The following is a 21,723-nucleotide window of genomic DNA, read 5'->3' on the forward strand; positions in this document are numbered from 1 at the left end:
GCCTTTATTATCAATGGAACCACTTATGAAAACCAATGCTTCTTTACTAAAAAAACTGACCATCAGCACCTTACTAATTAGTGCAGGATCGGTGTCTATGCTCTCACATGCTGCTGTTACTTTGCTCGTCGATGACTATATCAAGGTGACCGCCATTAATGGTCAAGAAGTTCAACAGAGTGCCTTTCAGCCATTGACCAAAAAATTCACTTTGCAGCCTGGTCAGCACGCTATCACCGCGAAATATGACCGACTGTATCAGTTACCTCGCGACGAACATGATTATCTGCGTTCAGGAAATATTAGCGTGACAGCAGAGTTGGCAGACAATCAGACATACCGCTTGACCATGCCCAATCAACCAGAAAAATATGAAGCAGCCAAAGAGTATGCGGATCAACCAACCCTCGCAGTGCAGCAGAACAATACTATTGTCGCTAGTCAAAAAAGCATTGCAAACAACGACGGTGGTTTATTTGCTGGATTGGGCAAAGCGATAGGCGGTGTATTTGGTGGTAGCACTGATGCAGAATTACAAAACCAGCGTGCGATTGCGGCTATTGGTCAGCCATCAGTTACTGCCCAAAGCAACGTCAGCATAGCGCCAACGGCTCCTGTTAGACAGGCTACGAGTGTGAATACCTCTACCAACACGTTAGATGCATTTATGCAGGTTTGGCTACAAGCAACCCCTGCAGAGCGCGAAAAAATGCGTCAGTGGATTCAACAGTAAATCAATACTCTATAAAGTATTGATAATAATAAAAAATTATTGACAATAAAAAGCACCCATATCGGGTGCTTTTTATTGTTCTACATTCGACTATTATTTAAATTATCGTGATCTGATGGTTATTAACCCAAAAAAGCGTTGTACATCCAGATCAGCTTTTCTTGCTCTTGCACATAGGCATCTACGAGGTCAGCGGTGCCTTGATCTTCACTTTCTGCTGCCAACGCTGATACTTTACGTTGCTCTACAATCAGCTCTTGTAGGCCAGTTACTACGCCTTTCACACAAGTATTGCCATCTTTGACGTTTTTATCTTCTTTGATACTCGTATGCTGAGTAAAGTCGCTATACGCGTGGAGTGGGGTACCACCTAACGTCAAGATACGCTCAGCGATTTCATCGATTTGTACTTGTAGGCTGGTATACAGCGCTTCAAACTGTGGGTGCAAAGTAAAGAAATGCTCACCTTTGACATTCCAGTGGTAACCACGGACGTTGATATAGAACATGTGATAGCTTGATAGTAAGCTATTAAGCTCAGTGATTACAGCGCTCATATCTGCTTTTTCTAGGCCGATTTGGTTAGTAGCGTTATTAGAGTTACTCATAATATTATCCTTATAGTGTGAGTGTGGTTATACGGGATTAAATAAAGAAGAGTAGTTCTAGTCAATCAATATATAAAATATATCAATGTAAGCTCTATCTCTTCCTTTGATGCTTATAATAATAGCAAACTATTACTAATAAGTTAAATTTAATAAATACAATTTTATGATTTATTTTATAAAACTATAATTGGCTCTCTCTACCATTACTATATCTCTCTACCATTACTATAAATGATAGAGAAATGCTTACCTTCATTATGCTGGTGGCTGCAAGTTTTCAGGGTTTAATCCTTTAACGGGGATTACTTCTTGCAAATGCTGACGTACCGTATCAATAGGAAATTTTTGTGCTTGTAGACGTTTAGGGACAATCTGACTGCCTTGTTGACCTTTCATCTCAAACATCATAAAGATATAGTCGTCTGTTTCATCCCAGCTTTTGATAGCAGTCCAAGGTATAACGGCTTGTTGAGTGTTGCTCGCGCGCATTTGCATGCCACGCATTTGTGAGTTTTTCATCATATCAGGTTGATTGACGGGCATTGCCATCACTAAGCCATGCTTTTGTACACCCAACTTCATTTGGCGCATTTCATCTGGCATCTCTTGATCTGCCACTTGTTTTTCGAACTCTCTTTTGACGTACCATTTAAAACCTAAAGTGCGAACCAACAGATAAACCACCACTGAAACCAACATGACCCAAAAGATAATCGTGGAATAGCCGGTGACAAAGATTAACCCTGCAATGGCTAGTACCACCACCACCGCCATGATGATCCACTCTTTGGTCTTTAAACTTGATAGACCAAATGAAGGGCTGGCACTGGCAAACAGTTCATACTGTGCTTGGTGAAATTCAGCCTCAGTCAGGTTTAAGGCGACAGGTTGGAGCGTGTAAGGATACAGAGCCATAAAGGTTTCTCAAATACTTGTGTTAAAAGTGTTGGATTTAAATCGCCAAAGTGGAGCAGCTATGCGGTACTTGGCTGAAAATGTAAGAAAGGTATGCGCTTATCTTACCGAAAAGTATTCCTAAATGAAACATATAAGCAGGTCTGTTCGCTGATAGAGGCGATATTAATGGCATTAATAGAGAGGGGCGAGGCTTATTGGGGTGAGCTGAACGTTAGGCCATGTATTTAAGACAAATGTGATTTTCTATAGATAATAAAAGTAATAGATGAGAACTTAGTCAAAAGTAGCCAAAACATGGTCAAATCTGCTGCGTCTTGGTATTATAGCGGCTACAAGATATATTGATGCAAAACATAGCGGCGCAGGCATTAAGCGATTATTATATTAATAATATTTTTAACCCTTTTACTCACCTTTAGTGTTACAGGCAACTATTATGATTGATGCAAAACTCTTACGCGGCGATTTAAACGATTTACAACAGCAACTGGCCACTCGTGGTTATGCACTTGACATGGATTTTTGGCAAACCGTTGAGTCAGAACGTAAATCTTTGCAGATCAAAACTGAAGAGTTGCAGTCGCGCCGTAATGCTGGTGCTAAGCAAGTAGGCGCGCTAAAAAAATCAGGCGAAGATGCCAGTGAGCTATTGGCTGAGATGCAAAGTGTCAGCGGTGAGATTAAAGCTGCTGAAGATGAACTGCGCACTTTGCAGGAACGCATCACCAAAGCTGGCATGCAAATCCCTAATATTCCAGCAGCCGATGTGCCAGTGGGTACGTCAGAAGATGATAATGTAGAAGTGCGCAAGTGGGGCACGCCGCGTACGTTTGATTTTGAGATTCAAGATCACACTTATATTGGTGAGACACTTGGTATGCTTGATTTTGAAGCGGCGACCAAGCTGACTGGCAGTCGCTTTAATGTGCTAAAAGGACAATTGGCGCAGATGCATCGCGCACTGATTCAATTCATGCTCAATACCCATACTATGAAATACGGTTATCTTGAGACCTATGTTCCTTATATTGTGAATTCAGACAGCCTCAAAGGTACAGGGCAATTGCCTAAGTTTGAAGATGATTTATTTAAATTGAAAAATCATACTAATAACGAAGATATGGACTTTTATTTGATTCCTACCGCCGAAGTGCCAATGACCAACTTGGTACGTGGCGAGCGTTTGGATATTAGCGAGCTGCCACTTAAGTTTACCGCGCATACGCCTTGTTTCCGTAGTGAGGCAGGCTCACATGGCCGTGATACTCGTGGCCTGATCCGTCAGCATCAGTTTGAAAAGGTTGAAATGGTCAATATTGCCACGGCTGAGCAGTCTGACGAATTGCTAGAGGCAATGACAGGACAGGCCGAATATATCTTGCAGCAGCTTAATCTGCCATACCGCACCGTTCAGTTATGTACGAGTGATATGGGTTTTGCCGCACAAAAGACTTATGACATCGAAGTATGGTTACCGAGCCAAGATACCTATCGCGAAATCTCTAGCTGCTCTAACTGCGGTGATTTCCAAGCGCGCCGCATGGGTACGCGTGTCAAAGACGGCAAGCAAACCAGTTTGGCTCATACTTTGAACGGTTCAGGCTTGGCCGTCGGTCGTACACTATTGGCTGTCATGGAAAACCATCAAAACGCAGATGGCAGTATCAATATTCCAGAAGTATTGCGTCCGTTTATGGGCGGTGCGGAAAGAATAGAAGTTTGATAATAGTAACGTCATGAAGGCATTGTCTATAATTGATCAGCTCAATTACTCACAATATCTCATCCACGGTCAAAGTAGTGGCGACAATTTGTTAGGCTTTGAAATAGATGCCAATGTCTATTTCTGTTGTATGGAAAATAATCTTGGTTGCGACTTTTTTTATCAAGAGCGCCATGATGATGCAAATTGTATGCTCACGTTGTGTTGCAAATTTGCGCACAATGTAAGCCATCAGCAAATAGCAGATTATCTAGAGGAGAAATGGCTTCAGTATATTTGCTATCAAGAATTTGAGAAACATTATATTGAAGTCGTTAACAATCAGTTGATTTTTTATTATGTGACCCGATCAATTTCTGGACTAGGGGTAACAGGGAAAATTGTTGCCACTTAGTTTATAATGAGCCATCTATTCCAGTATCTAAGCAAATTTAGTTCAATAACTTTTTTCAATCAAACAAACTCTCCTTTAATCTTAGGACACTCTATGCCAGCTCCAATTAGCGAACGTAAATTAGCCAATGCCATTCGTGTACTGTCGTTTGACGCGGTACAAAAAGCCAACTCTGGTCATCCAGGTGCTCCGATGGGCATGGCTGATATTGCTGAAGTTCTGTGGCGCAAGTTTTTGAAGCACAACCCAACCGATCCACAATGGCACAACCGTGACCGCTTTGTCTTATCGAATGGCCATGGCTCAATGCTTATTTATTCATTGCTACATTTATCTGGTTATGATGTCAGCGTTGATGATCTTAAGGGTTTCCGCCAGCTGCATTCAAAAACCCCAGGTCATCCTGAGCTTGGTTATACACCAGGTGTTGAGACAACTACTGGCCCACTAGGTCAAGGTATTGCTAATGCCGTTGGTTTTGCAATCGCTGAAAAAACTTTAGCGGCGCAGTTCAATCGTGAAGGCCATAACGTCGTAGACCATAACACCTATGCATTCTTAGGCGATGGTTGCTTGATGGAAGGTATCAGTCATGAAGTTTGCTCATTGGCTGGCACGTTAGGTCTTGGTAAGCTGGTCTTCTTCTATGATGACAATGGTATCTCAATCGACGGTAATGTCGAAGGCTGGTTTACTGATGATACGCAAGCGCGTTTTGAGTCTTATGGCTGGCAAGTTATCAAAGTAGATGGTCATGATGCCGATGCTATTACTCAAGCAACTGAACAAGCGCTTAAAGAGACTGCTAAACCAAGTCTTCTGATTTGCAAAACCACGATTGGCGCGGGCAGCCCGAACAAACAGGGTCTAGCAGCTAGTCATGGTGCGCCGTTAGGTGATGACGAAATCGCCTTGACTCGTGATGCATTGTCTTGGAAGCATGCGCCATTTGAATTAGATGACGAAATCTATGAAGCGTGGGATGCTAAAGCCAAAGGCGACGTACAACAGAAAAACTGGGAAGCTGACTTTGACGCGTACAAGAAAGCCTATCCTGAACTGGCATCTGAGTTGTTACGCCGTCTAAATGGTGATTTGCCTGCTGATTTTGATAACCAAGCACAAGCCTATATTCAGCAAACGCAAGAAGCGGGCGGCGATGTCGCTAGCCGTAAAGCCAGTCAAAACGCTATCAATACCTTACAGCCATTATTACCAGAATTGCTAGGTGGTTCAGCGGATTTAGCTGGCTCGAACCTTACGCTATTCAAAGGCGCAAAAGGCATCGAAAAAGACGCTGATGGCAACTATATTTATTATGGCGTACGCGAGTTCGGTATGACCGCGATTGCCAATGGTATCGCATTGCATGGCGGCTTTATCCCTTACGTAGCAACGTTCCTGATGTTTATGGAATACGCACGTAACGCCGTACGCATGGGCGCATTGATGAAGCAGCGCGTCATCCATGTCTATACGCATGACTCTATCGGTCTGGGTGAAGATGGCCCAACGCATCAGCCAGTTGAGCAATTGACTAGCCTACGTACCACGCCAAATCTACGCACATGGCGTCCGTGTGATGCGACTGAATCTGCTAGTGCTTGGGTAGAAGCAATCAAGTCTGAAAATAACCCATCAGCATTGATCTTTAGTCGTCAGAGCTTGCCACATCAAGCACGTGACAGCGAGCAAGTAGCGAACATCACCAAAGGTGGTTATGTACTTGCGAAAGAGCAGGGCGAGCTACAAGCTATTATCATCGCGACTGGTTCAGAAGTTGGCCTAGCGATGGAAGCGTATGAAGCGTTGAGCGCAAATGGTGTTGGCGTCCGTGTGGTGTCTATGCCATGTGCAGAGATTTTCGTTGAGCAAGATGCTAGCTATCGTGAAGCGGTATTGCCTGCCAATATCCGTGCCCGCGTCGCAGTCGAAGCGGCGCATGTAGATTACTGGTATAAGTTCGTTGGTCTAGATGGCAAAGTCATCGGTATGACCACTTATGGCGAATCTGCTCCTGCAGATCAGTTATACAAAGAGTTTGGTATTACGACTGACGCTGTGGTTGAAGCGGTAAATAGTTTGGTGTAATAAACCTAACTAAGTTAATGTTTAAAAAAAGAGCCACTAGAGAAATCTGGTGGCTTTTTTTATCTAAAATAAAATTATTACGATGAATTAGTATATATAGTAATATTTACATTCCTGCAAACTTGAGAATATTGGTGTTAAATATGAGTAAAGATAAGCCTAGTTGTTTACTTGTTTTAGATGCAAATATTCTAATAAAGGATTTTTGGTGGAAGAGCGAAACATTTAATTATTTACAAGATAGAATGTTTTTGCTTCATGCGCTTGTAATTCCTGAAATTTCTCTTGAGGAGTCTAAAGAGCATCTAATTAGACGCGCTCAAGACCTGAAGGTTCGAATGGATGAAAAACCAGAGTCTGACAGATTACTTGGTCAGTATCGAAACCTTTACAACAGATCTTATTACAGTACTGAGTCTCCCGAAGAGCTAGGAGATCGTTATGAGAAGTATATTATCGAAAGGCTAAATAGCTTTAATGGTTTTATTGCAAATAACGCTCAAGTGAATATGGAAGATATACTAAAACGCTCCATAAAAAGAATAAAACCATTTAATAAAGGAGATAAGGGGTTCAGGGATACTATCTTATGGTTAAGTGTAATAGAGTTAGTAAAAAAATATCAAAAAGTTTCTTTTGTCTCTGAAAACATTAATGACTTTGCTGATAAATCTAGTTTTTCTCTGCATGTAGAGTTAGAAAAAGAGCTTCAAGAGCATTTGCCTGAACATGTAAACTTTTTCTATTTCAAGAGTTTAGATGCATTTTCTGCTCAAATGGATAAAGATAAATCTGCTGGAGCTAAAGCCTTTGGTAAAGCACTAATGATGGGTGGTTATAAGAAGTTCGAGCTAATTAGCTGGTTGACAGATAATTTAGTCGAAAAATTTTCTGAAAGTAGTATAGATGATTTTGATGGGGTGCAATGGGCTGGCTTACCCTACTGGGCTGAAGCACCAAGGCTTATCGATGTGGAAGAATTAATAGGTATTGAAACATACCGTGAAAAATTTATTTCTGAAGATGTGGTAGAGTTCTATATTGATATTGCATTAGTAGGTTTGTTCGCCTGCATGATCTTAACCGATAATTGGAAAGGCATAGTTTTTCACAATCAAGTTGAGATGATAAGTGCAACAGATTATTGGACTAACGTAAATATTAGGTCTATAGGTGCTTTTGTTATAAAACTAACTTTCGATATTAAAAGTGAAGAAGTATTAAGTTTCTATGGAGTTCCTCTTGAAAGTGATTTCGAGAAAGCGCTTGAAGCCATAGAAATTATGATAGAGGATTAAAGAAGTTAACAAGCTTATCAGTTGACTTTAAAAGTACAAGGAGTGATATGCATATTGATCGGGAAGCAAAATTTACAAGGTTTACTTTGAGATTTCTGCTATGTCCCTAAAATCCAGTTTTAAAGGTTTCCTAGGCGAGACCGTTATCAACGTCGCCATGTGGTTAAAACTAGAAAAAAGCATTTACCACCGATTAAACGGTATTACCTTGCCAAGAGCCAACGGTGGTAGTACCCAAATCGACCATATCATCGTCTCTGTATACGGCATCTTTGTCATCGAAACCAAAAACTATAAAGGCTGGATATATGGTAGCGAAAGCCAAAGACAGTGGACACAAGCTTTCCCAAATGGCAGTAAATACAAATTCCAAAACCCACTGCTTCAAAATTATCTGCACATCAAGACGCTCGCAGATTTATTAGGGTTGGAGCTGAGCTATTTTCATTCGATGATTGCCTTCATTGGTGAGTGCGAGTTAAAAACCCGTGATGAGTTACCCGAAAACGTATTGACGAGTGGAATGGCGTCTTATGTTAAGAAAAAGCAGGATGAAATACTGACTGAAGACGAGGTTAAGTCCATCGTTGAGCAGATTAACAGCAACAGGTTTAGTAAGTCATGGCGCACCAATCGAGAGCATAAAGCCTATCTAAAAGACAAGCATAGCCCGTCAAACAAGCAGCCTAGCGGTAACGCTGATGATAAACCAGTTGATAAAGTGGCTAATAAGCCTAAACCAGAGCCGATAGTAAAAGAAACCGCTAAACGAGCCACGCTGAAAAGTAGAGAAGTGCTGCAATGGTCTGGTCAGACTGAGATTGAATCTAACGAATTAATAACTGACAGTATGAATACTCAGCAGGCAAACACACCATATGATATGGCTAATAAAGTGTTTCTTACACCGTTTGAAGTTATGGAGCCTGAGTTATCGGGCAATGATTTTGAAACGGCTGAATGTGAGATTGTCACGTCTGATAGCACCAATCTTAAAGCTGTTGAGCAAACCAGTTATACAGCTGTTACAGAGCAAGTACCCACCTGTCCAAGATGTCAGGGTGAGATGGTCAAACGTGTTGCCAAAAAAGGCGCACATCTTGGTCAGGAATTTTACGGTTGTTGTCAGTTTCCTAAGTGTCGCGGCGTGGTGAATATTGATTAATCGTTAATCATCTTATCCATATATTTCTTCCAAACGTAAACAAGCAACCAGTCGACCGTCCCACTCTCGCAGCTGTGGCTCTACTTCGCTGCATTGCTGCTTGGCATATGGACAACGTTTGTGCAGGGCACAGCCGCTTGGTGGATTGAGCGGACTTGGTAGCTCACCTTGTAGCGTCAAATCATTTTTATGGCCATTTACCGTTGGTGCAGCAGCCAATAGGGCGATGGTATATGGATGTTTTGGCGCATTATAAATCGCTTCTTTGGGGCCGTGTTCAACCGCTTGACCTAAATACATGACCATCACATCATCAGCGACGTGGCGTACGACTGACAAGTTATGCGAGATAAAAACGTAAGCGGTACGATACTCATCCTGCAAATCCATAAATAGATTTAAGACTTGCGCCTGAATCGATACATCGAGCGCGGAAGTTGGCTCATCAGCGACGACAATCTTAGGGTTGAGCATCATCGCGCGGGCGAGGGCAATCCGTTGGCGCTGACCACCAGAAAACATATGCGGATAACGGCCAGCATGTTCAGGACGTAGACCAACATTTCTCATCATCTCGTTGATTTTGTCACGCTTCTCTTCTTTAGACAGTTTGGTATGGATATCCAATGGCTCAGTTAATTGATAGCCGATAGTATGGCGCGGATTTAAGCTACCATAAGGGTTTTGAAACACCATTTGAATTTCGGTACGTAGCTCTTTGAGCGCCTTTCTACTATAGTCAGTCGTTCCTTCATCATTGATAAATAGCTGACCATGAGTGGGCTCTTCGATCAGCGTTAGCTGGCGGGCAAGCGTGGATTTACCGCAGCCTGACTCACCAACGACTGCCAGTGTCTTGCCAGCTTCAAGCTCGAATGAGATACCATTGAGCGCTTTAACATACGCTTTTGCCTTGCCTAAGCCTTGCGATACGGGGTAGTGCTTGTGTAGATTGTCTGCTTTTAGGACCACTTTATTACTCATACTTGTGACTCCAGAGTAGCAGCGTGAGAGATAGGGTTGCGAGAAGAAGGATCAGAATGAATACAACGCACCTTGCCAGTAGGCGTGTCTAATATGGGCGGTGGTACTTCGCAAGCGGACTCTTTGTACGGGCAGCGAGGAGACAACAAGCAACCACTTGGGCGATCATATTGACTGGGTACGACTCCGGGTAAGCTATTAAGTCGGTCTTGACCGATAGCCAGTTCAGGGATGGCTTGTAGCAACGCCTCGGTATAAGGGTGCGCAGGATTTTGAAAAATCTCTGGCACGGTACTGGTTTCAACCACTTGCCCAGCATACATGACCGCGACATCACGCGAGTTTTGCGCGACCAAACCCAAGTCGTGGGTAATAAGTACCATCGCCATTTGTTTTTCGCGTTGTAATCGGCTGAGCAAATCCATGATTTGTGCTTGTACCGTGACATCGAGCGCGGTGGTTGGTTCATCTGCGATGAGTAGTTTTGGCTCGCAAGCAATGGCCATCGCGATCATGACCCGTTGACTCATACCGCCTGATAGTTGATGCGGATAGACCTTGAGACGATTCTTTGCATCGGGCATTTCCACTAACTCTAGCAATTCTAAGATGCGTGTTTGTACAGCTGACCCTCGCAAACCAAGATGTTTGCGTAGTACTTCACCCAGCTGCATCTCAACGGTGAAACTTGGATTTAGGCAAGACATTGCATTTTGAAAAATCATAGAGATGTCTTTACCAATGATGCCGCGCTTCTCTTTGGCAGGCATACTAAGCATGTCTTTATTGTCAAATACCACTCGCTGTGCGCGCACGGTTGCAGAGGGTGGCAACAGTCCCATTAGCGCCATCATAGTGACGGATTTGCCGGAGCCAGATTCACCCACCACGGCGATGACTTCGCCTTGTGTGATTTTCAATGACACATCATCGACGGCACGAAAAGCACGCACTCCTTGTCCAAAAGTGACCGACAGGTTTTCGATGTCTAATAGTAAAGGTGATTCTTTTGCTGATGCACCATTCATAGAGGTATGGCTGGTTGGCGTTTTAATTAATGGATCAATCATCTTAGGTCACCTGCTTTAATTTGGGATCTAGCGCATCGCGTAAGCCATCACCAGTCAAGTTAATCGACAGGGCAGCCAAGAAAATAGCGACACCCGGCCAAATAGCGAGCCAAACATTACTCTGAATATATTGACGTGCCGTACCTAGCATCGCGCCCCATTCGGCATCAGGTGGCTGTACACCAAAGCCTAAGAAACCGATCGCGCCTGCTTCTAAAATAGCAGAGGAAAAAATCATCGTTGCTTGTACGATGAGCGGCGCCATACAGTTGGGTAGAATGGTCACAAACAATAACCTGAGCACACCAGCACCCATTACTTGCGAGGCAACAAAGTACTCACGTTGTAGCTCTACCATCGCAGTGGCACGTGTCAGCCGAATAAACGGTGGTGTACAGACCAGTGCGATTGTAATAATCGTGTTGGTCATAGAAGGGCCTAAGATAGCGGCAATGATGATCGCCAATAGTAAGCTTGGATAAGACATTAAGATATCATTGACCAGCATCACCGCCTTGCCCCAAACTTTGGGCCAAAACGCAGCACTCAGTCCTAATGAGACACCCACCAACATGGCAAGAGTCGTCGCACTTAGACCGATAAACAGTGAATAACGCGCGCCATACATCACTCGAGATAATGTATCTCGGCCAGCATCATCAGTACCTAGCCAAAACATTGTATTACCGCCATCCAGAAAGGCAGGCGGCAGTTGCTCTTGGCCGGTGAATAATTCATAAGGGTCATGAGGGGCAATAGCAGGCGCGAGTATGGCAATAAGCACCATCAATGCCAGTACAATAAAACCAAGTACCGCGCCTTTATTACGGCAGAACGTCGATAAAAATAGCTGCCAAGACGAGGGCGGTGTCATGGCTGTAAGGTCAACATCAGAGGGGAGAACAGAAGGCTTCATGAGCATTTCCTACAGTGACTAGTGCTTTGCTAATATTTAAAGTTTTAGTGTTTTAGCCTTAATAAGTATTAAGCATTTGCTAAAAAATCACTCAAAACCATACAAACAACAATAGCCACTATTTATAATATGAGTATTTATCAATGTGAAATTAAGAAGTATGTCGAATACGCGGATTGATCAGACCATACAAAATATCAATAAATAAACTGACTAAAATCAAGGCGGTGGCGACCAATAAAATACCGTTTTGCACAATAGGATAATCACGGGTAAAGAACCCATCGAGTAGCCAATTACCAACACCTGGCCAACTAAAGATAGTCTCGGTGATAATTGCACCAGCGAGCAAAGTTGCCATCTGTAAACCAACGACAGTGACTACGGTAATCAAGGCATTGCGCATCACGTGTATCAGTATCACTCGCCGTGGTGATAAGCCTTTGGCTCGTGCCGTACGCACATAATCTTCATCCAATACCTCTAGCATCGCAGAGCGTGTCATCCGCGCGATCATCGCTAAGGGAATGGTCGATAAAGCAATGGAAGGTAAGATAAAGTGCTTGACCACATTCCAGAATGCGCCAGGTTCTCCCGAGCTTAGAGAGCCGAGCAGCCATGATCCATACAATGGCTGCACATCTAAAAATTGTGCAACAGATATCACCCCAGCAACGGGCAGTAGACCCAAATAGTGAGCGAATATCCCTGTGAGAATTGGCCCTAATAAATAGATGGGCATAGAGTACCCTGCCAGCGCCCCTGACATTAATGTGTAGTCAATCCACGTGCCACGGCGTAGCGCGGCAAAGATGCCTAAGCTCACACCAATGACGCTAGCAATGACGATGGCGCACAATGCTAGCTCTAAAGTGGGTACAAAATGGGCAAAGAAATCTTGTAATACGGGAGTACGAGTGCGGAAGGACTCACCAAAATCACCTGTTAAGATACCGGTCAAGTAATCCCAATATTGGACGATGAGAGGTTTGTCTAATCCTAGCCTTTCTAGGGCACGAGCATGTAGCTCTGGATCAACCATACGCTCACCCATCATAATCTCGACGGCATCTCCAGGTACGAGACGAATCAGAGTAAAGGTTGATAGCGTTAAGCCAAGATAGACAGGAATGAGAATGGCAATACGACGCAGAATATAAAGTAGCATGGGCTGCTCAATAGTTGTGGTTCAATGATTAGAGTGTTGGCAGTGATGAGAGTGTCGGTGACAGACCGCTTAACGAAGCGCTTAACGAAGCGCTTAACTCATATGAGTTCGGCTGGAGCAGAGTATCTGACCCAGCCGAATATAAATGAATCAATCGTATATGTCGTACCGAAATTAATCAGTTAAGATTATTCGACTTTCACACCATCGAAACGTATTGAGCCAAGCGGGCTAATCTTATAATCAACTACGTTTGGTGCGGTGAATACCGTCACAACTGAATGCGCCATCGTCGTCCAAGGTAGCTGCTCTTTGAATATCTGCTGAGCTTGCTCATACTCACTGATGCGTTCGTCTTGATTGTTGATCTGACGGGCATTGGTCACTAAATTATCAAAGTCTTTATTACACCAGCGCGAATAGTTGTTTCCGCCGACAGCGTCACAAGACAATAATGAACCAAGCCAATTGTCAGGATCACCATTGTCACCAGTCCAACCGGCTAGAATGACATCAGGCTCGCCTTTAGCGGCACGCTTTAGATACTCACCCCACTCGTAAGTCACAAGATTGGTATCAACACCAATCTTAGCCCAATCTGCTTGGAGCATTTCAGCCATTAGCTTGGCATTAGGGTTGTAAGGTCGTTGAACTGGCATATACCATAGGTTGATAGCCAGATTGTCTGCCCCTGCTTCTTTGATAAGGGCTTTTGCTTTTTCAACGTCATAATGCGCATCTTTGAGGGACTTGTCGTAGCCCCACTGCGTTGGCGGCATAGGGTTGGTCGCTTTGAGACCTTCGCTCTGATAGACCGCATTGATAATAGCGTCTTTATTGATGGCCATATCTAGTGCTTGACGGACTTTCAGATCACTAAGCTTAGGTTTTTCTACGTTGTAGCCGACGTAGCCGACGTTGAAGCCAGGCTGATCAAGGACCGTGGCTTTGCCTGATTTTTTGACAGATTCAATCTCGGCAGGTTTTGGATAAGCAGATACATGACACTCGCCCGCTTGCACTTTTTGAGCACGAACCGCTGAATCTTTGGTGATAACGAAGACCAAATTGTCGATATGGATGTCGTCTTTGTTCCAATAATCTGGATTCTTGGTATAACGAATTTGCGCATCTTTTTGATAGGAAGTAAAGACGAAAGGTCCAGTACCCACTGGCTTGGTATTAATATCAGCCGCATTGCCATCAGCCATCAATTTGTTGGCGTATTCAGCAGAGTTGATATAAGCAAAGGGCATCGCTAGGTTTTGTAAAAACGGTGCATTGGTCTCGCTGAGCGTAATTTTGACAGTATAATCATCCACCTTTTCGATATTGGAGATGATATCAGGCAGTCCCATACCGACAGAATATGGGAATTCAGCAGGATAGGCCTTGTTAAAGTCAAAGTCTGGGTTGGTTATGCGTTCTAGCGTGAAGAGAATGTCATCTGCATTAAAATCTCGGGTGGCAGTAAAGTAATCAGTCTTACCAAATTTGACGCCTTTGCGCAGATTGAAGGTGTAAGTCTTGCCATCTTCGCTGACATCCCAACTTTCAGCCAGTCCTGGTTGAATTTCGGTACCCGCTCTTTTGAATTCTACCAAGCCGTTGTAGATGGGGAAGGCGCTCGCATCAAAATCAGTGCCTGACGTATACTGTGCCGGATCGAAACCAGCGGGGCTACCTTCTGAGCAATAGAGCAATGTTTTAGCTGCTTTGGCATCTGAGCTGGCAGCAGAGTCATCGGTGGTTTTGTTGTCTCCACTACAGGCACTAATACCCAAGGCAAGCGTCGTCAACATCGTAAGTTTGAAGAGTGAGTTCTGCATTATTACATCCTATGTAATGATAAATAGCCGCCAATATAGTTATAGTTTCGCTTTCGAAACGTAAATATAACTGACGAGCTTCTAATTCCCTTTAGAATAGTATTTATATGATATTTTCAGTATACAAAATAAAAAATGAATGAGGTTGTATTCACCTGAATTCAGATTGCAAAAAATATCAATATAAATAAGTCGTTTAAATATACTCTTTTAAACAGTGGTAACGCAAGCCATCTCTAAGATAATTTTGATAGAAAATGTACCGTTTTAATATCTTTATTTCCAAATGTATTAGGGCTTGTCCTCATTTTAAAAACAAGGACAAGCCCTAATACACTAATAGCCACTGAATTTAGCGATCTAACGCAGCTTGTCGATTTTTTCGACATTCTAAAGCTAGAAGATAGATTGTTAGGGTCTGTATTTGGATATTCAACAGACCCTAATATAGAATAGTCTAAATAAGTCCTAAAAATAGCGACGAAAAAACATGAGCCAGATTTTTATACAATCGGCTTATTCTCATTTTTTTGAATATAAAGTTTTTAGTAGATAAGGTTTTTAAAAAAGAGCACCCATAATAAGGTGCTCATCCTTCTGTATTTTATGAATTTGTATCTTATGAAATAGCTTGCTCAACATTTTCATGTTTGGCTTTGATAAGATCCGCCATTTTCTCAGCAATCATAATCGTTGGTGCATTGGTATTGGCGCTAATCAGCGTTGGCATCACTGAGGCATCAATCACGCGTAATCCACGCACACCGCGTACCTTTAACTCTAAGTCAACCACTGAGCTCTCATCTGAGCCCATGCGGCAAGTGCCCACCGGATGGTAGATAGTGTCCGACTTGTTGCGAATATAGCCAAGCATGCCGTCTTTTTCGATATAGGGGGCAGGGTAGTCTTCGGTAATATATTTGGCCATTGACGATTCTTGCATAATGGCTCGCGTACGCTCAGCGCCTGCCACCATATACTCTACATCTTTGGGGTCAGAGAGATAGTTTGGATCAATCAATACCGCGTCTGAGGGATTGGCAGAGTCAAGCCTGACGGTACCGCGACTTTCAGGGCGTAGATAACAGGTATGACAAGAAACGGCAAAGCCACGTCTAAGATCACGTCCATGTTCAATTACGCGAGAGATGACAAAATGCAGCTGAGTATTTGGCCATTCTTTTGGGTCGTCACCGACACTAAAGAACGCGCCTGCTTCTGCATAATTGGTAGATAACAGACCTGTGCCATCTTTTCGCCATTGACGAATGCTTTTGGTCAAGGTTGAAATAGTCGCCATACCAAGACCGATGACATCAGTGGTATTGACCTCGTAATCAAAAACGACGTCTAAATGATCTTGTAAGTTACCGCCAACGTCGGGTGCATCTACCAATACCTCGATGCCATGAGACTGCAAATGTTCAGCAGGACCAATGCCCGATAGCATCAAGACTTTAGGGGAGCCAAAGGCACCGCCTGATAGTATGACCTCTTGGTGCGCCATCACACTATGCTCGACACCGTCTTTTTCGTATGCCACCCCGACGGCTTGATTGTCTTTAATAATGACACGGTTGGCTTGCGCATGAGTAATGACCGTTAAGTTCGGGCGATTTTGGACGGGATGTAGATAGGCGGCTGCGGCAGAGCAGCGTTGCCCTTGTTTTTCTCCGTGGAAATGGGTGACTTGATAGAGACCTGCACCGTCTTGTTTTTTGCCGTTAAAGTCATCATTTTTATCTAAACCATTGGCAATGGCAGCTTCTACAAAGGCTTTCGAGATATCGCGTGGACTTAGTAAATCACTGACATGAAGTGGTCCACTATCACCATGCAGCTCGTCGCTACCATGGATATTATTTTCTGCTTTAATAAAGTAGGGCAGTACATCATCAAAACCCCAGCCTGTGCAACCTTGCTCGACCCAGCGTTCATAATCAAGCGCACTGCCACGGGTATAAATCATGGCATTGATAGCGGAGGAGCCACCTAGACATTGACCGCGCGGTTGAAAGCCGCGTCGGTTATTAAGGTGTTCTTGAGGGGTGGTGTGAAAGCACCAATTGTTTAATTTTAGTGGCTTGCCCGGTACCATTAAAATCAGTCCAGCAGGAACACGAACTGCCAAGTCTTTGCCGTCACCACCGTACTCTAATAAGCAAACACTGATATCTGGGTTTTCTGTGAGACGGCTGGCGAGCACACAGCCTGCTGAACCGCCACCAACGATGACGTAATCAAAATTTTTGTCAAATTCCATTTTATATTCCTTATAGCATCCATGCTAATTAAAACGCGCACATTAAAGTAGGGTACGCTTTACAATATCTATTATTTTGCTGAAATAATAAAATAAAAATGACTCTGCGGTATCTATTTGCGTAAGCACTATAGAACAGACTGGCTTAAGGATATTAAGCTCATCGTTTAGAGTTGACGCTGTTTGATTTTGTACCGAACACCCTTATACCGTGCAGACTTCTGAGCGTACGATAAAGCGTTTACCTTCAGGTATTTCTAGCGAAAAGCTGGCACCGCGTCCGTTCACAACATCGATAGTCAGATCGGTATGTTGCCATAGGTTATATTGCGCTTTGCCCATATAAAATGGACAACCAACCAGATCACTGACGAGGACGTCTTGTCCGCCCACTTTAAATTCGCCCAATGGGTAGCACATGGGCGAGCTGCCATCACAGCAGCCACCCGATTGATGGAACATCAGCTCGCCATGCTTAGATTTCAGTAATTCAATTAATGCTTTGCATGATTCTGTCGCCGTGACTTTCATAACTAACTCCTTGTAACTTATGAATAGCTCATTCTTATCGAGACTTTTCACTCTTATCGAGACTTTATTAAAGCAAAAATGCAACCTACCTTGCGACAGATTGCATTGATTTATTTAGAAAACAACCAAAGACTGATTTAAAAGAAACCCATCGCTTTAGGACTGTATGAAACCAGCATGTTTTTGGTCTGCTGATAATGATCGAGCATCATTAGATGGTTTTCACGACCAATACCAGACTGCTTATAACCACCAAACGCTGAATGCGCAGGATAGAGGTGATAGCAATTCGTCCAAACGCGACCGGCTTTGATGCCACGACCGAAACGATATGCACGAGTGCCGTTACGTGTCCAGACACCAGCACCTAGACCATATAAGGTATCATTGGCCAGCGCCATCGCTTCTTCATCATCTTTAAAGGTAGTGACAGCAAGCACAGGACCAAAGATTTCTTCTTGGAACACGCGCATGTCATTGGTGCCTTCAAAGATGGTTGGCTGCACATAATAACCGTTTGCCATGTCGCCATCATGTTTGGCAAGTTCGCCACCGACTAAGACTTTGGCACCTTCTTTTTTACCGATATCAAGATAAGAGAGGATTTTTTCTAGCTGATCTGAGCTGGCTTGAGCACCAATCATGGTATCGGTATCGAGCGGGTTACCCATTTTGATGGCTTTAACGCGGGCGATACAGCGTTTCATAAATTCATCATAGATGCTTTCGTGTACGAGTGCACGTGATGGGCAAGTACAAACCTCGCCTTGGTTCAGCGCAAACATCACCAAACCTTCGACGGCTTTGTCTAAGAAGTCATCGTCTTCGTCCATGATATCGGCAAAGAAGATGTTTGGACTTTTACCGCCCAGCTCTAGCGTTACTGGAATGATATTTTCACTGGCGTATTGCATGATTAAGCGACCAGTGGTGGTCTCACCCGTAAAGGACACTTTATCGATACGTGGATTAGAAGCAATTGGCTTACCAGCTTCTACACCAAAGCCATTAATGACGTTCAGTACGCCTTTAGGCAGAATGTCCGCTGCACCTATTATGTCAAGCATGTATAAAACAGAGGCAGGGGTTTGCTCGGCAGGCTTTAGGACGACACAGTTACCCGCTGCAAGAGCAGGTGCAATTTTCCAGATCGCCATTAGAATAGGGAAGTTCCACGGGATGATTTGACCGACGACGCCAAGTGGCTCATGAAAATGATAGGCAACGGTATCTTCATCAATTTGGCTAATACCGCCTTCTTGTGCGCGAATCACACCAGCGAAGTAACGCAAATGGTCGATGGCGATTGGAATATCTGCGGCGAGGGTTTCACGTACGGGCTTGCCGTTTTCATAGCTCTCGGCAATAGCGATAGCCTCTAAATTGGCTTCGATACCATCGGCAAGTTTGAGCAACATATTAGAGCGTTCAGTGACACTGGTTTTGCCCCACGCGTCTTTGGCCGCATGAGCGGCATCTAGGGCAGCTTCAACATCTGCTTCTTTAGAGCGTGCGATCTGACAGAAGGTTTTACCATCGATTGGACTTGAGTTATCAAAATATTCGCCATCGATGGGGGCTACCCACTCACCATTGATAAAGTTGTCGTATTTTTCGCGGAACTGGACGGGACTGTTTTCAGTATTGGGATAAGCGTATAACATTAACCACTCCTTGTTGTGTATTATGGCTATTTAAAATAGGGTTACTTAAAGTATAGTCAGGTGAAGCGTATAGTCACATGAAGATAAATACTTGGTCTTCCTGAACAAGTTATCACCCTATCGTACTGAGCTTTGGTGCGGAACGATAATGACTTTTTATAATGATATATTTTGTATCATATAACTTTAAGTTATGTGATATGTAACGGTTAAAGTGGTTCGCAAAGCGAATGCAGCTGTTATAATTGTTGCCATCTATTTTGGCTTGCTATCTCGGCTTGCTAGGATTCTTTACTTAGACGTGGCAGCTTTCTTTTTCTATACTTTATTTTTTTATGCTCTTCTTCTTATTACTATTCATTTAATTGGTTTGGATCTATGCGTCAATCTTCTGCTCTTGATATCCTAAAAACAGGTCAAAACGTCTTTTTGACTGGCTCAGCAGGTTCAGGTAAAACCTATACTCTCAACCAGTACATCGACTATCTTCGTGCGCGACGTGTACCGGTTGCCGTCACCGCGAGTACGGGCATTGCTGCCACTCATATGAATGGCACGACTATTCATAGTTGGTCGGGCATTGGTATCAAAGATGAGTTGTCTGATCGCGACTTGAGCAATTTAGCGCGTAAGCAATTTTTAGCAGACCGGCTAAAAGATACTGCGGTATTGGTCATCGATGAGATATCGATGCTGCACGCCAAGCAGATCAATTTGGTTAGCCAAGTACTGAAGCATGTACGCAAAAATGACAAAGCGTTTGGTGGTATACAAGTGGTGGTGGCGGGTGACTTTTTTCAGTTACCGCCGATCGGTAGTAAGGGTGAGAGCAATCGTGAAAAGTTTGCTTTTATGTCGGAAGCGTGGCTCGATGCTAAGTTCCACATCTGCTACTTGTCTGAGCAGCATCGGCAGGTCAGCGACGCGGCAAATGGCGGGCTTGATTTAGACGATATTCTTAACCAAATACGTCGCCAGGAAGTGACCTTTGAGGCGATTGCCGCGTTAGAAGCCACCTATGATCAAAGCGTCGATATCAAGCGCACTCGTCTCTATACACACAATCTCAACGTCAATAAAATCAATGACAAAGAGCTGGCCGCGCTAGATGGAGAGATGATGCGCTTTGAGGCGACTGCGACAGGCGATAGTAAGCTGGTTGAGACTCTAAAAAAGACGGTACGTACCCAAGATGAGCTGATTCTCAAAGTGGGTGCAAAGGTGATGTTTATCAAAAACAATGCCGAGCTTGGCGTCTCCAACGGTACGATGGGCGAGCTGATTGGTTTTGCGGCTGTTAAAATTGATGATAGCAAGGACAGCAGTGAGGCGTTAATCGAAGATGATAGTAGTGACGATACTAATGAAGACAATGCTAATGCAGATGATGCTGTCGAAAATACCGCTAAAGGTAAAAAGAGTGCTGCCAAAAAAGATAAAGAAAAACCAAAAACCAAAAAACCAACCACGCAAAAAATGCCGGTGGTTAGGCTTAACTCAGGCCGTGAAGTCATCGCCGAGCCTGAAGAATGGATAATCGAAGATGAAACCGGTGATGTGCTGGCAAGCTATGAGCAAGTACCGCTCTGTCTAGCATGGGCTATTACGATTCACAAATCGCAAGGCATGACCCTCGATGCGGCTGAAATTGACTTATCACGTACCTTTGAGCTTGGGCAGGGCTATGTGGCACTGTCACGACTCAAATCGCTGTCTGGCTTGCAACTGCTGGGTATGAATGACATGAGCTTGCAACTTGATCCGTTGGCACGTGGGGCAGATAAGCGGTTTTTGGTACTGTCTGACGAAGCCGATGCCAATTATGCGATGCTAGATGAAGAGAGCATGCAGCAGGCACATGAAAAATTCACCTTGAAGTCAGGCGGTACATTGAGTAAGTCTGTGATTGATGCCTATGCCACTCTACAAAAAAAGCGCCGCGAACAACAGCATGCGAAGCTCGATAAAAAACAGAAGCTTGGCAATCAGGTCTCTGATAAGTCAGACAGCACCTTACTTGCGACCAGAGTGTTGTTAGAAGAGAGCTTGACCATTGCAGAAATCTCGCAAGCGCGCCAGCTGTCACAATCAACCATCATGCGTCATATTGGCGATCTAAAGGCACAAGATCCAAGCCTCGCCTGCGACCATCTGCGCCCAGAGGATGAAGTGATGACAGCCGTTGGAAATGCTTATGTCGCCATCAAGGTTGCCAATAATCCGAACGATTTTAATGATGATGGTAGTATCAAACTGCGTCCGATATTTGATCATCTTAAACAAAGTATTGACTACAACACCATTCGCTTAGCGCTGATTTTTATCACGCCATAACGTCTATTAAGCTTTGATAGGCAGCAGCCAT

At 43.8% G+C, this 21,723-nt stretch carries 17 protein-coding genes; 7 read left to right on the forward strand and 10 right to left on the reverse strand.

What is annotated here, in order from left to right; all coding sequences use genetic code 11:
- Nucleotides 1-25 precede the first annotated feature (25 nt).
- Complete coding sequence (locus IE130_RS00610; protein WP_189580170.1) at nt 26-733, forward strand: DUF2057 family protein; 708 nt, start codon at nt 26-28, stop codon at nt 731-733.
- 122 nt (nt 734-855) lie between these two features.
- Here the strand turns inward: IE130_RS00610 and IE130_RS00615 are convergent, their stop codons facing one another.
- Nucleotides 856-1,341 (reverse strand): Dps family protein, encoded by a 486-nt coding sequence (locus tag IE130_RS00615; protein WP_189580173.1) that lies wholly within the window; start codon nt 1,339-1,341, stop codon nt 856-858.
- Nucleotides 1,342-1,599: 258 nt separating this feature from the next.
- The gene (locus IE130_RS00620) at nt 1,600-2,259 is read right to left on the reverse strand and encodes a YcxB family protein (protein WP_010196398.1); all 660 of its coding nucleotides are present in this window, start codon (nt 2,257-2,259) and stop codon (nt 1,600-1,602) included.
- Between the two features lie 439 nt (nt 2,260-2,698).
- Here IE130_RS00620 and serS point away from each other — a divergent pair, with 439 nt between their 5' ends.
- From serS to IE130_RS00645, 5 genes are all read left to right on the forward strand, one after another.
- The gene (serS, locus tag IE130_RS00625; protein ID WP_189580176.1) at nt 2,699-3,985 is read left to right on the forward strand and encodes a serine--tRNA ligase; all 1,287 of its coding nucleotides are present in this window, start codon (nt 2,699-2,701) and stop codon (nt 3,983-3,985) included.
- 13 nt (nt 3,986-3,998) lie between these two features.
- A complete protein-coding gene (locus IE130_RS00630; protein WP_189580179.1) occupies nt 3,999-4,379 on the forward strand; it encodes a hypothetical protein in 381 nt (126 codons plus the stop codon).
- A 93-nt stretch (nt 4,380-4,472) separates the two neighbouring features.
- Entirely contained in the window at nt 4,473-6,470 is a 1,998-nt protein-coding gene (gene tkt / locus IE130_RS00635) for a transketolase (protein WP_189580182.1), read from the forward strand.
- 143 nt (nt 6,471-6,613) lie between these two features.
- Nucleotides 6,614-7,768 carry a PIN domain-containing protein gene (locus IE130_RS00640; RefSeq protein WP_189580186.1) on the forward strand — a complete coding sequence of 385 codons (1,155 nt, stop codon included), beginning with the start codon at nt 6,614-6,616 and terminating at the stop codon, nt 7,766-7,768.
- Nucleotides 7,769-7,868: 100 nt separating this feature from the next.
- A complete protein-coding gene (locus tag IE130_RS00645) occupies nt 7,869-8,933 on the forward strand; it encodes an NERD domain-containing protein (RefSeq protein ID WP_189580189.1) in 1,065 nt (354 codons plus the stop codon).
- A 12-nt stretch (nt 8,934-8,945) separates the two neighbouring features.
- On the opposite strand, the gene IE130_RS00650 is transcribed toward IE130_RS00645, so the two are convergent.
- From IE130_RS00650 to exaC, 8 genes are all read right to left on the reverse strand, one after another.
- Nucleotides 8,946-9,917 (reverse strand): peptide ABC transporter ATP-binding protein, encoded by a 972-nt coding sequence (locus tag IE130_RS00650; RefSeq protein WP_189580192.1) that lies wholly within the window; start codon nt 9,915-9,917, stop codon nt 8,946-8,948.
- Nucleotides 9,914-10,987, reverse strand: coding sequence for an ABC transporter ATP-binding protein (locus IE130_RS00655; RefSeq protein WP_264997099.1), 1,074 nt, complete (start codon nt 10,985-10,987; stop codon nt 9,914-9,916). The genes IE130_RS00650 and IE130_RS00655 overlap by 4 nt, the downstream gene beginning before the upstream one ends.
- Nucleotide 10,988: 1 nt before the next feature.
- Nucleotides 10,989-11,903, reverse strand: a complete 915-nt coding sequence (locus tag IE130_RS00660; protein WP_189580195.1) for an ABC transporter permease — start codon at nt 11,901-11,903, stop codon at nt 10,989-10,991.
- 151 nt (nt 11,904-12,054) lie between these two features.
- Nucleotides 12,055-13,071, reverse strand: a complete 1,017-nt coding sequence (locus IE130_RS00665; RefSeq protein ID WP_189580197.1) for an ABC transporter permease — start codon at nt 13,069-13,071, stop codon at nt 12,055-12,057.
- A 188-nt stretch (nt 13,072-13,259) separates the two neighbouring features.
- Complete coding sequence (locus IE130_RS00670; protein ID WP_189580200.1) at nt 13,260-14,900, reverse strand: ABC transporter substrate-binding protein; 1,641 nt, start codon at nt 14,898-14,900, stop codon at nt 13,260-13,262.
- 619 nt (nt 14,901-15,519) lie between these two features.
- The gene (locus IE130_RS00675) at nt 15,520-17,163 is read right to left on the reverse strand and encodes a GMC family oxidoreductase (RefSeq protein WP_189580204.1); all 1,644 of its coding nucleotides are present in this window, start codon (nt 17,161-17,163) and stop codon (nt 15,520-15,522) included.
- A 204-nt stretch (nt 17,164-17,367) separates the two neighbouring features.
- Nucleotides 17,368-17,694: a DUF779 domain-containing protein gene (locus IE130_RS00680; protein ID WP_189580207.1), complete on the reverse strand. Its 327-nt coding sequence runs from the start codon at nt 17,692-17,694 to the stop codon at nt 17,368-17,370.
- 137 nt (nt 17,695-17,831) lie between these two features.
- Nucleotides 17,832-19,358, reverse strand: a complete 1,527-nt coding sequence (gene exaC / locus IE130_RS00685) for an acetaldehyde dehydrogenase ExaC (protein WP_010196435.1) — start codon at nt 19,356-19,358, stop codon at nt 17,832-17,834.
- Between the two features lie 378 nt (nt 19,359-19,736).
- Here exaC and IE130_RS00690 point away from each other — a divergent pair, with 378 nt between their 5' ends.
- The gene (locus IE130_RS00690) at nt 19,737-21,692 is read left to right on the forward strand and encodes a DEAD/DEAH box helicase (protein WP_189580209.1); all 1,956 of its coding nucleotides are present in this window, start codon (nt 19,737-19,739) and stop codon (nt 21,690-21,692) included.
- Nucleotides 21,693-21,723 lie beyond the last annotated feature (31 nt).

It is taken from the genome of Psychrobacter glaciei (assembly GCF_014652895.1).
GTDB classification, from domain to species: Bacteria; Pseudomonadota; Gammaproteobacteria; order Pseudomonadales; family Moraxellaceae; genus Psychrobacter; species Psychrobacter glaciei.